The sequence below is a fragment of the Lederbergia citrea genome (assembly GCF_018343525.1).
GTDB lineage: Bacteria > Bacillota > Bacilli > Bacillales > Bacillaceae_C > Lederbergia > Lederbergia citrea.
This window is the reverse complement of record NZ_JAGYPH010000006.1, coordinates 26,040-40,868: the sequence shown is the minus strand read 5'-3', so window position 1 is coordinate 40,868 and position 14,829 is coordinate 26,040. Positions and strand designations below refer to the sequence as shown.

Here is a 14,829-nt window from a genome sequence, read left to right as displayed (position 1 = left end):
GGGAAGACAGTGGGTAAAATCTATCATTATCCTCCTGAGCTGTTTAATTTGCTAGTGGATACAATTCCATTACTTTTTAGATCTAAAAATGATGTAATGATCTTCTTTAAAGGCTCAGGGGTATCAAAGCAATATACATTGGATTTAGAAAACCAAGTAAGATTAGATCGCCTAAATGTAACGAAGTATGAAATTGTTAGAGTTGTACTGAGTAGGCTTAATGAAATGGGTGAAAAGACACTAAGGGAGCGACGTGAAGTTTTAAAGAGGGTAGTAGAATTTGAGAGTTTCTCTTCTTGCTGGCCGGATGATCAGTTAAAAGCTAGGGGGCTGGTTGCTGAAATACAAAAAGTAGTCAACACTAAAGATGCCTTTATGAGGATGAAAATTGCTCGTGATAAAGAGGCTGAGAAAAACCAAAAGGAGTACCAGCGTAGGATTAATGAAGTACAAAATCTTCGTAAAGAAAGAAGTAAATTAAAAGAAGGATTCAATCATTTGTTTACAATATCCAATCCTCACAAAAGGGGTAAGGAATTAGAGCATGTTTTAAATGAGCTGTTTAAAAGCTATGGGATTCTTGTCAGAGAATCATTCAATTTAATTGGTTCAGATGGCGAAGGGATTGTTGAACAAATTGATGGAGTAGTAGAGGTAGATAGCCAAGTATTTCTGGTAGAAATGAAATGGTGGGACAAACCAGTTGGTGTTGGAGAAGTTTCTCAGCACTTAGTCCGAATTTTTAATAGAGGTCATGCCTGTGGAATATTTATTTCTACTTCATCATTTACCCAACCTGCTGTTGCACTTTGTAAAGAGTCACTTTCTAAGGTATTGATAGTTCTAGTGAATCTTGAGGAAATATACAAGGTTCTTGAACAAGAAGATGATTTAAAGGACTATCTAAGAAGGAAAATACAGGCTGCCATAATAAACAAGGAGCCTTTACATATTCCTGTTTAGATTTTGAAGAACCAAAAAAGTTAAAGTTTATATAGAAAGAGAGACGGCAGAAGCAATCACTCTCGCCATATCACGACGGTGAGTAGCAACATAAGTAAATATAAGTAAGAATTATTTATTAAGGAGAAGGTATGCAAACATATATTAAAGATTATAGAGTTAGGAAGAGCTTTTCTTTTGGTCTATATGATGCAAAATTAGATCCGGAGATTGTTACAAGTCTTATAGCTACAAGAGCCCTATATTGTTACATTGATGATGAATTCAATATGATCCGTGTAAAAGATGGTAAACTTGATAAGTCTAAGATAGACTTTCATACGGAAAATTATACAACTATGGCCACATTAAAATTTGGTGAATCCAATATCGATGACTTTGAAACACATTATTTAGGTCATATTTCTGGAGAAAAGCTATTTAGAAACTTCTTCTTTGCAAAAGATGATGACTTTAAAGACGAGTATAACTATTTTATATTCCAGCCTATAGTTCTTGAGTTGGAAAAGAATCCAGAATATTATTATCGGATTTATCCTGTGGTCAAAGTAGTAAATAAAGAAATTGTTATAGTTGATTTCAACTATTTTCCACACGATGAGGCGGAGACTGTCGAAGAATTTGCATATAGATTACTAAGAATTGGGGACAAAATAAAGAACCTGAAACTACCGTATACCTACTTTGTAGCACTGGGTATAGAAATGGACAAAGAAAATGGAGAGTTATTCAATTTTGAAGCGAATGAATCAGCTATATTTAACTCAGAGGGTTTTTCTGTAAGAGATGTTCATGAACTCGCTGAAATGTTTTTATCAATGCTATTAAAATACGAGAGATATTCATGGTTCGGAAGGACTTTAATCTCGCTAGATAATCCTAATCTAACACATGAACAAATCCAGTTAATTAGAAATGGATTTGCTTACACTGAAAATAATCCACTATATGATAGACAATTGATTAATTTTAGTGAACATCCCTCGACTAAGTTTTATGTATTTGAGCATATCACTTTAACACTTGGTGATATTTTGGACTCATATATGCCTGCTGCAGTTTTGGACGATGAACTATCAATCTTAAATACTAAGATGGTTGTATATTCAAAAGTTGTAGATGATGAATCCCTAGGTGAGTTACTAAAGTCCAAAAAAGAACTTCATCTTCTAAAGCAACAAATTTCACTTAAATATTCAAGCATTCTTAAAGCACACACAATAATGGACTATGCCATAAATGAGCTCTTCAAAATAAATGATCAAATTAATCGCATTGATGCGTTAGCAGATATTTCTTTTAGACAAAAGGAGTTCTCAAAAACGAAAAGGGATAACATTTTTCATTTTATCATTGGTTTTGTATCTGTTATTCTATCAATGTCTGTAATTTTTGATTATATTATTAAACCAATTTATGAAATTCGATTTTCCAGAGAAATGTCCTCATTGGATATATTACTAAACTATTTAATGTTAATGGGGGTTTCAGTAGTTATCTTTTTTGCTGTGTATCTTTTTTTAATGAAAAAGAAGAAAAACAGAAAATGAAATAAGGCAAATGAATAAATATATTCAAATGCCTTATTATTTTTAACCCTTAAATCTAACAAGGTGATGTTTTAAAAAAATTACGCAAAGAATTTGCAAATCTTTATATATCAACGTTTTGACGCCATATTTCGACCCCAACATAGTATTTATTGTTAAATATAAAAAGATAGTTTGTTAATTCAAGAAAGCAGCATTGCTAATTACTTTCCAATGCTGTTTTTTTGCCTCTTAAATCACTACGGTGAACCTTACCATAAGTAAATGAGGTTTTTTATATATTAAAGATTAATCTTATTCAAGTTAGTATCTTGAGTAGGATTTTCTATTAGAACACAAATAATTAAAGTTCGACTCTAAATACTATTCATTAAATGTGTGTATAAGAATTGTGCTCCTTCTTTTTTTCTATTTCTCCTGAAGGTGTTTACAAACAACCAAATAAATATCATATCTATCATAAGGATGGTAACAACCAATAAAATACTGTAAAGGGAATATTACTCTAGTGAAATTATTGAAGTAAGGAAGGTATGGAATGGTTGTCTTTGTATATGAATTTTAGTAAATGCTTGTCCAAAGATGTCTATGAATCCCCTTCCACAATGGAAGGAATAAGTAATAGACATGGAAAAGGCGAAAGTTTTTTATGGAAGAGTATCAAAATTTAGTTAACAAGAGTAAGTATTTGAGGGAAAAGGAATATTTTGTTATTAATAATTGATTAAAATATTGCGTTGGAATAATATTTAATTAACAAACATCTATTCTTAGGAGTGAAAATATGTTTCAAATCCTATATGTATCCTTAAAGAATTTTAGAGGGAATAAAGAAGTTAGACTGACTTTTCCAAATGATAAAGTAACGATAATACACGGTACTAATGGTTCTGGAAAAACAACATTATTGAAAGTTATTCATGCTATGTTTAATATGAATGATTCAATAATAGCAAATGAAAAAATTACAGAAGGACTTCTTATATTATTAGAAAAAGAAACAGAACAAAAAAAATTTGTATCAGTAAAGTTTGTTGAAGATGAAAATATCTATGTTTGGGAAACGGATATTGATGATTATGAGGATTTTACAGAAGACTTTTCATCACTAGTTTTTGGAGTAAATAGAGGAATAACATTTAATAATGCGATAAATAAAGTCTCTCCGGTCGATGTTCATAGAATGTTTAGAGAATTTAATTTGAATTTTGATGAGTCTACTAGATATTCAAGTTCCTCAGCTAGAGTTATAGAAGATGTGACCGATTTTCTAAACCAGCAAGTAGTTTTCCGTACTAGAAGGATGAATAGAAATCGTTTAGATATCGATCTTCATGAAAAGCACTTAATGTTGGATAGCTTATCAATGATAAATGTTGAAGCTATGCTCAATCGAAAATATATTATAGAGAAGAAATATATGTCTGAACGGGTCCAAAATGCCCTTTTCGATACTTTGGCTCAGGTAGTAGATAATGAGAATAAAGATGTGGAGGAAGTTCCTGAAGATTTTGTTGAGAAACTGTCTAAATACCGTGATACATTAATTGAATTGTTATCTGATTTAGAAGGCAATGAATTAAGTAAAAAGATAGTACATGCTCTTTCAAACTATGAGGATATTAATAATCCTTTTGAAAAGAAGGGACTTATTACTCACCTTGTTTATAATATGATTACTGAGCTTGAAAAAGGACGAGGTATCTTTAATACTGTTACTCAGTTAATTGATGAATTCAATGATTATCTAGAAGAAGAAAAAAAACTAGTAATTGATGAGAATGGCACGAGAGTAGTAACAAAAAGTAATAAACATGGTATAGAAAAGTTATCAAGCGGAGAAAGGCATCTACTTTCCTTTTTAACTTTATTTGTTATTGAGGGAAGCAAAAGGGACATACTAATGATTGATGAGCCAGAAATTTCTCTGAACCTAGAATGGCAAAGTAAATTACTGAATATGCTTTCAAAATTTGCACCTAATTCTCAAATAATTGTTGCAACCCATAGCCCTGCAATAGCTGAATATAATACTAACAATCTTGTGGAGATAAAATAATGAAATCTGACGGGGGAAGAATTAAAAAGGGCAATTTTGACTATAATAGCTTGGACTTTTCAACATCCAATGTTTCCAATGGAAGTGAGAATAAATTACAATACAATACTTTTGGACAACTCATATCTAGGGCGAGATTAGAAAAGAAACCCTTAGTAGTGGTTGAAGGTAAAGATGACGTACCTATATATGAACAATTTGCTAAAAAAGTAAATAAAAAAGTTCGTATATGTGCAATTGAAACATTTTCTAATTATTCAGAAGGTTGCACTCATGTAAAACGATTTATTGAAGATGCCCAAGTAGAAATTAATAAAAGTGAAGAAAATGAAAAGTTTATAATGGGAATTGTAGATAGGGATGCATCTTATTATAGAGATGAAATTAATGAAATGAAATGTTTGCTTGTTCTAAAAGCGTATTCATTTGAATCCCATTTTGTTACTCGAAAGAACTTAGAATATGCAGTAGAGAATTACCTAAGTAGCAATTTTGGTATTAATGAGTTTATTATTGATTATATTTTTAAGGAATATGAGAGTTCAATTAATCTATTTTATTATTACTCATTGGAAGCATTAAAAAATGCATGCTCTAAACATTATAAGGGTATCATAGGGTATAGTAAATCCTATGGTCAAATAATTAGAGAAACAGACCTTCCAAATAAAATAATGGCTAAAAAGGAAGAATTGGATCAATATGCATTAGCTATGAGAGTACCAAGTGATAATCCAATTTCAATTATAAAAGGTAAATGGCTTTTAGATTTATTTATTGATAAAACACATGAGAGTTTATTGGCACTATCTGAATTCTGTTCAACTGATAGTGTAATCGATGGACAAGAACGGTGCTCATTTTGTCAAAGTGGAAATGCAAATAAATGTTCATGGAAGCCTAAAAAGGGATTTATTCCAACCATTTATAGAGGATTTATTCTCCAATTCTTTAATGAAATTGAAGTAGATTATATTTATGAAAGATTCAAGAGTTTGGGATAATTAAATACTAACAAGATCAATCTTTTTAAAACCGTATTCTTTACGAAGTACAGTTAAAAGATCCTGTGAATTAACGTGGTGACTTAAATCAAATCTAATAAGTTTTACCAAGTTTTCAAATTCTTTATTATTATAACTTCTTTCGTTAATTAAGTAATAAGTGATATCTTCTAAATCGAACTTTATGCTATATATCATGTGAGAGACTCCTTTTTAAAAAATCCTTTTATTATTTAATATGCTCTTTTTTCACAAATTATAATCAATCATAAAGTGGGATTTTGGAAAAACCTCCAATAATCACTAAAATAAATAAATAGAAAAGCATTCTTTCTTTACTCTTTATTCATATAGTTTCGCTCAGGTAAAAAAACATTTGAATAGCATAAAAATTCGATTAGAAGACCCAAGATGGGAAAAATAAGCCTGGGTAAAAGAGGAAAATATAGAGACTAACTTTTGTAGCATACTCTCTGAAATAAGAACTCTAAATGAAATACTTGAAAAGTAAGTTATTAAACCTTAGTAAGATATAAACCTCATTTAGATGTACTACGGTGAACCTTATCATCATACAAATGGAACGTATGTTTCTTTTGAGCAAATTTTACGCATAAAATTTCAAAACCTTATTTAATCAACACTTTAACTGCATTTTCGACCCCGACCACCGGTGTTCAACCGGCAGATATGAGAAATTAGATTAATTAAAAAGCAGCAACAAAGGTTAGAAACACAAGCAAATAGATACTTCAATTCTTATAATGAATTGAGCAGAAATCTAAAAAATGAGAAATCAAATAGGTTCCTTGTATATAGCCTGCCAGCGTATTTTTTTGAATACCTTTTTGAATACCCCTTGAATACCCTTTACGAAAAATCAGTTAAAATCCCACGAAATACAAACAGGGAAAAACATTGATTTAAAGCGGTTTATGAACTTCCATATAATATGGAAGAAACTCGTCTATGAAAGAACGTAAAAAATACGGTCTTAAAGGCGCACGTCGTGCACCACAGTTCTCAAAACGTTAATTATCAACAATACAAAGGCTCTCAACCAATTTGGTTGGGAGTCTTTTTTTGCATTTTAACGAGAAAATTAAAAGATTTTCAAATTAAAACGCTTAAGGATTTAGTAACCTATCGGCGGGGATTTTCAACAGCTATTTGTCCAAGTTTTGAAACCCGTCTCCTAAACGGATCACTACGGAATTTCCGGTATGTCCTTTTGTTACATTTCTTGTATCAAAAATAAGCGAAGCATGATCTAATATTTTATTAAGAGGAATGGTCGAATGGTCAGTTAATATAATGACGCAATCAACCTCGCTCAGTAAATCTTCAGTTATATCTGTATTTGCAAATAATTTATTATTAATATTTAATGAGGGAATATACGGGTCATGATATAATACTGAAGCTCCTTTTTGGTCAAGCTTCTCAATTATATCAAGAGTAGGGGAGTCACGAGTATCTGCTACATCTTTTTTATAGGTTACACCATAAACCAAGATTTTTGCTGAAAAAAGCTTTTTGTTTCGCTTCAAAAGCTCCTCCGTATGGTTGACAATATAATCAGTCATTTTTTGGTTTACTAATTCAGATAAAGCTATAAAGTCACTCTTTTTACCTAATTGCTGAAATTTCCATTGAAGGTAAAGAGGATCAACGGGAATGCAATGTCCTCCGATACCTGGACCTGGATAAAATGGCATAAATCCGTACGGTTTTGTACTCGCAGCCCCGATCACTTCCCATATATCAACCTTTAAATGATCGCAAAGGATTGCCATTTCATTTATAAATGAAATATTAATGAACCGAAATGTATTTTCAAGGAGTTTGGTAAATTCAGCTGCTTCCGTTGAAGAAACTGTAACAACCTGATTATAAATTTTGCTGTAAAGCTCCAAAGCCTCATGTTCACATATGTTAGTTTGTCCCCCAATTACCTTGGGAATTTCCTCCACGCCATATTGATGATTGCCTGGATCAACTCTTTCTGGAGAATTGGCTAAGTAAAAATCCTTACCTACCCGCAAACCACTTTGTTCAAGAATTGGCAAAAATACTTCCTTTGTTGTACCAGGGAAGGTTGAGCTTTCTAGAACAACAAGTTGCCCCTTTTTGAGCCTTTGTTGAATTTCTTCCCCTACATTAATAATAAAACGTAAATCCGGTGTTTTCTGTTTTGTAAGCGGCGTTGGAACACAAATAATAATTGTGTCAACGTTCTTAATCGCATCAATATTAGTGGTTGTCTCGAATTTCCCCTTATCTATAACTCTTTTTAACCTATTGCCATCAACGTCTCCAATATAGCTTATTGCTTGTTGAAGTTTTGTTATTTTACTCTCATCCATATCTATTCCAGTCACATGAAATTCTTTTTCAGCAAGCATCATAGACAATGGAAGTCCTACAAAACCTAAACCTATAACAGCTATTTTTTTTCTTATGAAGTTTGAATCTACTGTATTCATTCATCTCCCCCGTCTCAATCATAGATTTTTATTTATACAATCTACATTATGTTCCTTGGCGATATTGGAAATGGACAAACATCCATTAGATGGAATTTGAGTAGAGAAACTAGAAATGCTATCCCTACATAGTAGTTTTAGCCTTTAAATTAAAGAAAAATTGGCTATAGGATTGGTTTTCAGCCGTTACTCTGTTGATAAATGCGTCATAGATTATGATTAACTATCTTAATGACTATATCAACGTGGCATCCAAAACGGTGCATAAAACAAAACATTAAAAAGACTTATTCATTGATGTTTAGAGGTCAATCATTTTTTGATATTTCCCATTTACCGTAAGGCTTATTGATATAGGGATAAGGAGTATATGATGATTAATTTAGTCAATTTAAAGCGTCAGCTTCAAAGTGTTAAAGAAGAGATACTTCAAGGAATTAAGGATGTCATTGATAACGGTGACTATATTTTAGGGCCAAAAGTGAAGGAGCTGGAAGAAAAAATTGCGAGAAAATTGGGTGTTCGAGAAGCAATCGCTGTTGCAAATGGAACAGATGCACTGATTCTTACCCTTGATGCTTATGGGATTGGAAAGGGAGATGAAGTCATTACAACCCCTTTTACTTTCTTTGCAACGGCAGAAGCAATCTCGCGTGTTGGAGCCATCCCTGTTTTTGCTGATGTAGATCCTTTAACCTTTAATCTAAACCCATTAGAAATTGAAAAAAGGATAACTTCATCAACTAAAGCTATTATTCCTGTTCATTTATTCGGGCTGCCCTCAGAAATGGATGAACTCAATGAGATTGCGAAAAAGCATGGGTTGTTAGTCATTGAAGATGCTTGTCAAGCCTTTGGAGCTACCTATAAAGATCGATGGGTAGGAAGTTTAGGAGATGCGGCTTGCTTTTCTTTTTTTCCAACTAAAAATTTGGGAACCATTGGTGATGGGGGAGTCATTACCACTTCAAACATCAAACTTGCAGATAAAATTAGAAAACTACGTACTCACGGATCAACAAAAAAATACTATCACGATAGGATAGGATATAACAGCCGGTTGGATGAAATACATGCAGCAATTTTGCTTGTTAATCTTACAAAAATAGATCATTGGAATGAAGAAAGAAGAAAGATTGCTGGCCGCTATCGACAATATCTTAAGGAAATCTCTCATATAAAACTCCCTAATGAGTTAAGCGACCGAACACATATTTATCACTTATATTGCATTGAATCTGATTATCGTAAAGAAATAATTGGAGCTCTTTACAAAGAAAAAATTCAAACAGGTATTTACTATCCCCGCTGTTTACATCTTCAGAAAGTATATAGCTCATTCAATTATAAAGAAGGAGATTTTCCAATAGCTGAATCGTTATCAGAAAGATTATTCGCCATTCCAATGCATCCCTTTTTAACAGAGAGTGAACAAGATAAAATTATAGAAATAATAAAAGAAACGGGAGGTGCCTAGATGGTCGTACGATTTGGCTTAATTGGTTGTGGCTATATTTCCAAAAGACATCTATTTGCCCTCGCGTCCAGTAAGGGGACCCTGTTAACTGCAGTGAGCGATCTTAATCATGAAAGAATGGAGGAGGCGAAGAAGTATTATCAAACACTCTTAGGTCAGGAGTATCCAATAAAGAATTATAAAAATTATAAAGAGATGCTAGAGGATGATCATATTGATGCCGTGATCATATCTTCATTCTCAGGTCTTCACGCTCAGATGGCAAATGCGGCACTCTTAGCAAGCAAACATGTTGTTTTAGAGAAGCCGATGGCTTTATCTATAAAAGAGTCAAATGAGTTAATTCATCAAGCCCAAAAACAAAAAAAGGAGCTTATGATCTGTCATCAGCTTCGCTTTATGCCAATTATGCAAAGAATTAAGAAAATAATTGATGATGGGAAACTCGGAAGACTGCTTTTAGGTGTTTGTTCAATTCGCATCAATCGTTCGCCAGAATATTATTCATTAGCTTCATGGAGGGGAAAATGGGAAAGTGATGGCGGAATGCTGATTAACCAAGGTATTCATGTTATTGATTTACTTCAGTGGTTTTTAGGCGACGTTGAAACAGTATATGGGGAGACAATACAATATTTATCACAGTTGAAAGAAACAGAGGATATCGCTGTGGGAGTAATTAGCTTTCGTAATCAAGCAAAGGGAATTATTGAAGCTAACATCGTTACCCAGCCAAATAATTTGGGATATTCCTTATCCATATTCGGAGAAAAAGGAACTATTTGTCTTGAAGGACCATCCCTCAATAAAATTTCCCGTTGGTTTATTGAGGGTGAGGAAGTAAAAAAAGAAGAACTCAATAATCTTATTAATGATAAAAATGAGGAAATTTACATGTATAAAAATTTTCTTGAAGCCATAAATTCCGATAATAAGCATTTATTAATAGATGGTAAGGAAGGAAAAAAAGCACTTGAACTTATTTTTGCCCTTTATCAATCAGCTCTTAATCGTGAGGTTGTGAACTATCCATTAGAGGCATTTGCAACCTCAGATATGAACAGAAAGGAATGAAATTAATCAATGAATTTAGGAAAAGTAATGGTTACAGGAGGGGCGGGCTTTTTAGGTTCACAGCTTGTAAAAAGGCTGAGTCCGTTATGTGACCATATTTATGTGATTGATGACTTATCCACTGGAAACAAGGCTGTAATCCCTGATTCGAATCACATCACATTATTCGAGGAAAGCATCACTAACGAAAAGATATTAGAAGAAGTATTACCAAAGGTAAATTATATTTTTCACTTTGCGTGTAAAAATCTAATATTGTCAGTTGAAAATATTGAAAGTGATTTTGAAACGAATTTGTATGGAGGTTATTTGCTACTTCAAAAGGCGCAAGAGTGCTGCCCTGAACTAAAGCGGTTTATTTATGCTTCTACAACCTCAATATACGGTCAGGCCTCTATTTTACCTACTCCTGAATCATACTATAATATCAACCTTCCCTATGCCGCCAGTAAATTCTCCATGGAGCATTATTGTAATGTTTATCATAAGATGTACCAATTTCCGGTCAGTGTTCTAAGATTTTCAAATGTATATGGTCCCGGTCAGCTTTCATCAAACCCCTATTGTGGTGTTGTTGCAAAGTTCTTTGAAGCAGCTGAAAATGATCAACCCATGATTGTTTATGGTGATGGAAGCCAAACGAGAGATTTTACATTTGTAGAAGATGCAATGGATGCCATTACACTCGCAGCTTTTGATGAAAAAGCAATTGGGCAAGTTTATAATGTTGGAACTGGAGTGGAAACAAGCGTCCTCGATCTTGCTAACGAAATAAAAAAAGCCAGTAAGAACAAAGATCTTCCACTTAGGTTAGAGCCAAAACGAAAGGTGGATGTGGTGGAGAGGCGATGTATCAGTGCTGAGAAAATTAAGAGTGAACTTAACTGGAAACCTCACCATTCAATAAAAGAGGGATTAAATAAAACTTATTCTTGGCTAAAAGGGGATGAGACCAATTAGGATTTTCCATGGAACAACCGAGATCGCAGGTCAAATGGGAATCTTAAGTAGTGCCCTTATTAACAAGGGACACTACTCTCTTGGTTACAATACCTTTCATTCTTATTTAGGTTATAAGGATAATCTAGTTAATATCAATCATGAGACACTTAAGGAAAGCCATCAAGAAATCCTCGATTCATTTGACTTGTTTCATTTTCATTATGGCACGACTCTCTGCCCAGATTTTAGCGATTTGCCAGAACTTAAAAGAAGAAATAAAAAAATGATTATGCACCACTGGGGAAATGACGTAAGGTTCCATGATCAAGCAAGAAAAAATAATCCGTATGTCAATACCGACGATTCACCGCCAAATGAAGCCATTCATGAAAAGTTACTGAAAATAACAGCTTATATCAAGGAAGCAATTGTTCAAGATTATGAAGTATATGAATATGTTAAGGACTATTACGAAAAGGTACATGTATTACCAATTGCTATTGATCTTCAACATTTTTACCCTAATTATCCATCTGTAACAAAAGAGAAGCCTCTCATTCTTCATGCCCCTACGAATCCTGATTTTAAAGGTACTTACTTAATAGAGAAGGTCATAGATAAATTAAAACAAGATTATAGCTTTGAATATAAAAGAATTGAGAAAATGAGTCATGAGGAAGTCATAAACATTTACAAAGATGCAGATATCATTATTGACCAGGTTTTATGTGGTTCTTACGGATTACTAAGTGTCGAATCCATGGCACTTGGAAAACCTGTGCTAGCCTTTATTCGTCCTGATCTTGTTTCGTACTTCCCTGCTGATTTGCCTATTGTTAATAGCAACCCAGATAATTTGTATAAACGGGTTAAAACGCTGCTTGACAATCCGATACAGCGTAAGGAGTTAGGAAAAATAGGACGTCAATATGTAGAAATGTTTCATTCACATGATGTATTAGTAAATCAATTGATTGAAATTTATTTAAACCTGTAGATAGGACTAAAACAGAGGCTAGGTCAAAAAAGGTAACTTTTTTGACCTAGCCCCTTTTTTTTAGGATGAAAGAGGAAGGGACATTATGATCCGGTTGAAGAATTATGAACTGATGGAAAGGCAGCTGTAGGATAAATTGGCTTATATTTCTTTTTTATAAAAGAATAGATATAAGCATAATCTCTGGGGTGTTTTTTATAGATTTCGCCCATTGTTTGATTAGGAAAATGATAAACAAGCAAGCTATCGTTCATATATTTTTTATAAACACCGCTATTTAAATAATCATATAAATGATTTTTTTTAAAAAGAGCACCTTTTCCAAAGATAATTTGCATACCTGTATGATAATACTTAGCGAATACCGTTGAGTTGTTAATCCAAGAAAAATTTGGACCCTTTTGACCGTAATAATTTGGATGAGTACATGCTGCATTAAAACCAAATTCTTTCCACTCCACACAACCAGCTGAGCCATACTGCTGAAGCCATAAGGAAAGATGACCTTTTTTACGAATAAAATATGTTACTCTTTTAACAAGTTTCTCATCTCTGCTGTCAATTGAGGCGCGTGGCCATACAAACCCTTTGAACGATAATCTATCATGTATGTGTTCAGCTTCACCCCACTTTTTTAAAAACTCAAGAATCCACCATTTCATTGCTTCAATTCGATGTGAATCGAATTTAAAATTTATAATACGATCCTTAATTTTTCCGAAATTAGTTTGAGTAGAAGTTGGATAAGGGAGTGTTACCCATATATCAGTTTTTTCTCCTTTTTTTGTATTGATAGCTGCAGCATCAAGGTTGTATTCTTTGTAAAATAGTCTTTTTAAAGCTAATTCCCAGTCCTCTTTCTCCGCTAATATACCAATATTCGTATACATCGGGTAAAGAAAACGATTTTGTCTCCCACTGATGGGGTGGAAAATCAAGCCTCCAAACATCGTATCAACGGCTTTATTATTAACTAGATAATACTGGTAAGGTTTTAAGTCTATAACTCTCCACTTCGAAATCCTACTTTCTGATTGGTCTCCACAGGGAAGTAAGCATATATGATTTTGTACACCAAGCTCTTTTGCAGACATATAGTTATTTTGTGACAAAAATCATCCCACCTTTTTAAAGTCCTACTATATAGAATATGACTTACTTTTATTACCTGTGTGTCCGCTATTTATTCAATTCTAAAGCTAGATATAACCGTTTTGTCGAACCAGAATATACTATTACGAAAGGAGAGATTTATATGAAAATTGTGCATGCTCCGACAGAAATAGCGGGACAGATGGGTATTTTATGCAAAGAATTGAGAGAAAAAGGGCATAACGTTTCCGGATACAATTGCTTTCATACTTACTTAAGCTATAAAGGTGATATTTTAAATACTGATGCATGGGAACTGCTAAAAGAATTTGATTTCCTTATAAATAATACAGATATCTTTCACTTTCACAATGCTAATTCGTTTCTTCAAAATTTCGAAGACATTCCCATACTAAAAGAAAAGGGAAAGAAAATGGTTATGCATCATTGGGGTAGTGATGTGCGCACGGTTAAAATGGTTAAAAAGCTAAACCCTTATCCGCTTGAGCCTACCTACTATACCGACAACGAAATTCACAAACAACTCACCACTATTTCTAAATACATTGATACAGCAATTGTTCAAGATTATGAGGCCTATCATTATGTAAAAGATTATTACAAAAATGTTTTCGTATTACCCCTTGCATGTAATATTAATGATTTTAGAATGTCTTTTCCAAATGTAACTAATGATAACCCACTTATTGTTCATGCTCCAACGAACCGAAAATTTAAGGGCTCTTATTATGTTGAAAGGGCAATTAAAAAAATTCAAAACAAAGCTAGGTTTACCTATAAAATTATCGAAAAAATGAGTCATCAGAAAGCAGTTTCAGAGTATTTAAAGGCCGATATCATTGTTGATCAATTACTTTGTGGTACTTATGGAATGTTTAGCGTGGAAGCAATGGCAATGGGTAAACCGGTTGTTGCCTTTATTAGAGAAGATGTCCGTGAAAAGTTCCCTGCCGATCTTCCAATTGTTCAAGCAACACCAGAAACACTTGCAGATGTTCTTTTGGAGTTGGTGCAAAATCCTAAACGGCGTAATGAACTTGGGATAGCTGGGAGAAGGTACGTTAAAAACTACCATTCAGCTGAACGTGTGACAGACGAACTTATAAAGATTTATAAGAAACTATAAAGGCATTAAGACAAGTGCTTATAATAAAAAAACTAATT

At 33.1% G+C, this 14,829-nt stretch carries 11 protein-coding genes and 1 pseudogene; 10 read left to right on the top strand and 2 right to left on the bottom strand.

Annotation, left to right across the window (positions count from 1 at the left end; all coding sequences use genetic code 11):
- The first annotated feature begins 9 nt into the window (after positions 1-9).
- From KHA88_RS21365 to rpsI, 5 genes and pseudogenes are all read left to right on the top strand, one after another.
- Positions 10-963 carry a restriction endonuclease gene (locus KHA88_RS21365; protein WP_213122723.1) on the top strand — a complete coding sequence of 318 codons (954 nt, stop codon included), beginning with the start codon at positions 10-12 and terminating at the stop codon, positions 961-963.
- A gap of 131 nt (positions 964-1,094) precedes the next feature.
- Positions 1,095-2,513 (top strand): hypothetical protein, encoded by a 1,419-nt coding sequence (locus KHA88_RS19960; RefSeq protein ID WP_213122722.1) that lies wholly within the window; start codon positions 1,095-1,097, stop codon positions 2,511-2,513.
- Between the two features lie 784 nt (positions 2,514-3,297).
- Positions 3,298-4,572 (top strand): AAA family ATPase, encoded by a 1,275-nt coding sequence (locus KHA88_RS19955; protein ID WP_213122721.1) that lies wholly within the window; start codon positions 3,298-3,300, stop codon positions 4,570-4,572.
- The gene (locus tag KHA88_RS19950; protein WP_213122720.1) at positions 4,572-5,576 is read left to right on the top strand and encodes a DUF4435 domain-containing protein; all 1,005 of its coding nucleotides are present in this window, start codon (positions 4,572-4,574) and stop codon (positions 5,574-5,576) included. The genes KHA88_RS19955 and KHA88_RS19950 overlap by 1 nt, the downstream gene beginning before the upstream one ends.
- Before the next feature lie 957 nt (positions 5,577-6,533).
- Positions 6,534-6,611, top strand: a pseudogene (gene rpsI / locus KHA88_RS21505) (30S ribosomal protein S9); the annotation flags it as partial.
- 131 nt (positions 6,612-6,742) lie between these two features.
- Here the strand turns inward: rpsI and KHA88_RS19940 are convergent.
- Positions 6,743-8,062 carry a nucleotide sugar dehydrogenase gene (locus KHA88_RS19940; protein WP_213108781.1) on the bottom strand — a complete coding sequence of 440 codons (1,320 nt, stop codon included), beginning with the start codon at positions 8,060-8,062 and terminating at the stop codon, positions 6,743-6,745.
- A gap of 373 nt (positions 8,063-8,435) precedes the next feature.
- Between KHA88_RS19940 and KHA88_RS19935 the strand changes: the two genes are divergently transcribed.
- From KHA88_RS19935 to KHA88_RS19920, 4 genes are read left to right on the top strand one after another with little or no spacing between them, the layout of a single operon-like run.
- On the top strand, positions 8,436-9,539 hold the full coding sequence (locus KHA88_RS19935) for a DegT/DnrJ/EryC1/StrS family aminotransferase (RefSeq protein ID WP_213122719.1): 1,104 nt from the start codon (positions 8,436-8,438) through the stop codon (positions 9,537-9,539).
- Positions 9,540-10,613 (top strand): Gfo/Idh/MocA family protein, encoded by a 1,074-nt coding sequence (locus tag KHA88_RS19930; RefSeq protein WP_213122718.1) that lies wholly within the window; start codon positions 9,540-9,542, stop codon positions 10,611-10,613. It abuts the gene before it with no gap.
- Positions 10,614-10,622: 9 nt separating this feature from the next.
- Positions 10,623-11,573, top strand: coding sequence for a GDP-mannose 4,6-dehydratase (locus KHA88_RS19925; RefSeq protein WP_213122717.1), 951 nt, complete (start codon positions 10,623-10,625; stop codon positions 11,571-11,573).
- Positions 11,560-12,552: a glycosyltransferase gene (locus KHA88_RS19920; RefSeq protein ID WP_213108777.1), complete on the top strand. Its 993-nt coding sequence runs from the start codon at positions 11,560-11,562 to the stop codon at positions 12,550-12,552. The genes KHA88_RS19925 and KHA88_RS19920 overlap by 14 nt, the downstream gene beginning before the upstream one ends.
- An 83-nt stretch (positions 12,553-12,635) precedes the next feature.
- Here KHA88_RS19920 and KHA88_RS19915 read toward each other — a convergent pair whose 3' ends face one another.
- Positions 12,636-13,646 (bottom strand): DUF4855 domain-containing protein, encoded by a 1,011-nt coding sequence (locus KHA88_RS19915; RefSeq protein ID WP_213108776.1) that lies wholly within the window; start codon positions 13,644-13,646, stop codon positions 12,636-12,638.
- Positions 13,647-13,807: 161 nt separating this feature from the next.
- On the opposite strand from KHA88_RS19915, the gene KHA88_RS19910 reads away from it, so the two are divergent.
- Positions 13,808-14,791, top strand: coding sequence for a glycosyltransferase family protein (locus KHA88_RS19910; protein WP_213122716.1), 984 nt, complete (start codon positions 13,808-13,810; stop codon positions 14,789-14,791).
- The last annotated feature ends 38 nt before the right edge of the window (positions 14,792-14,829 follow it).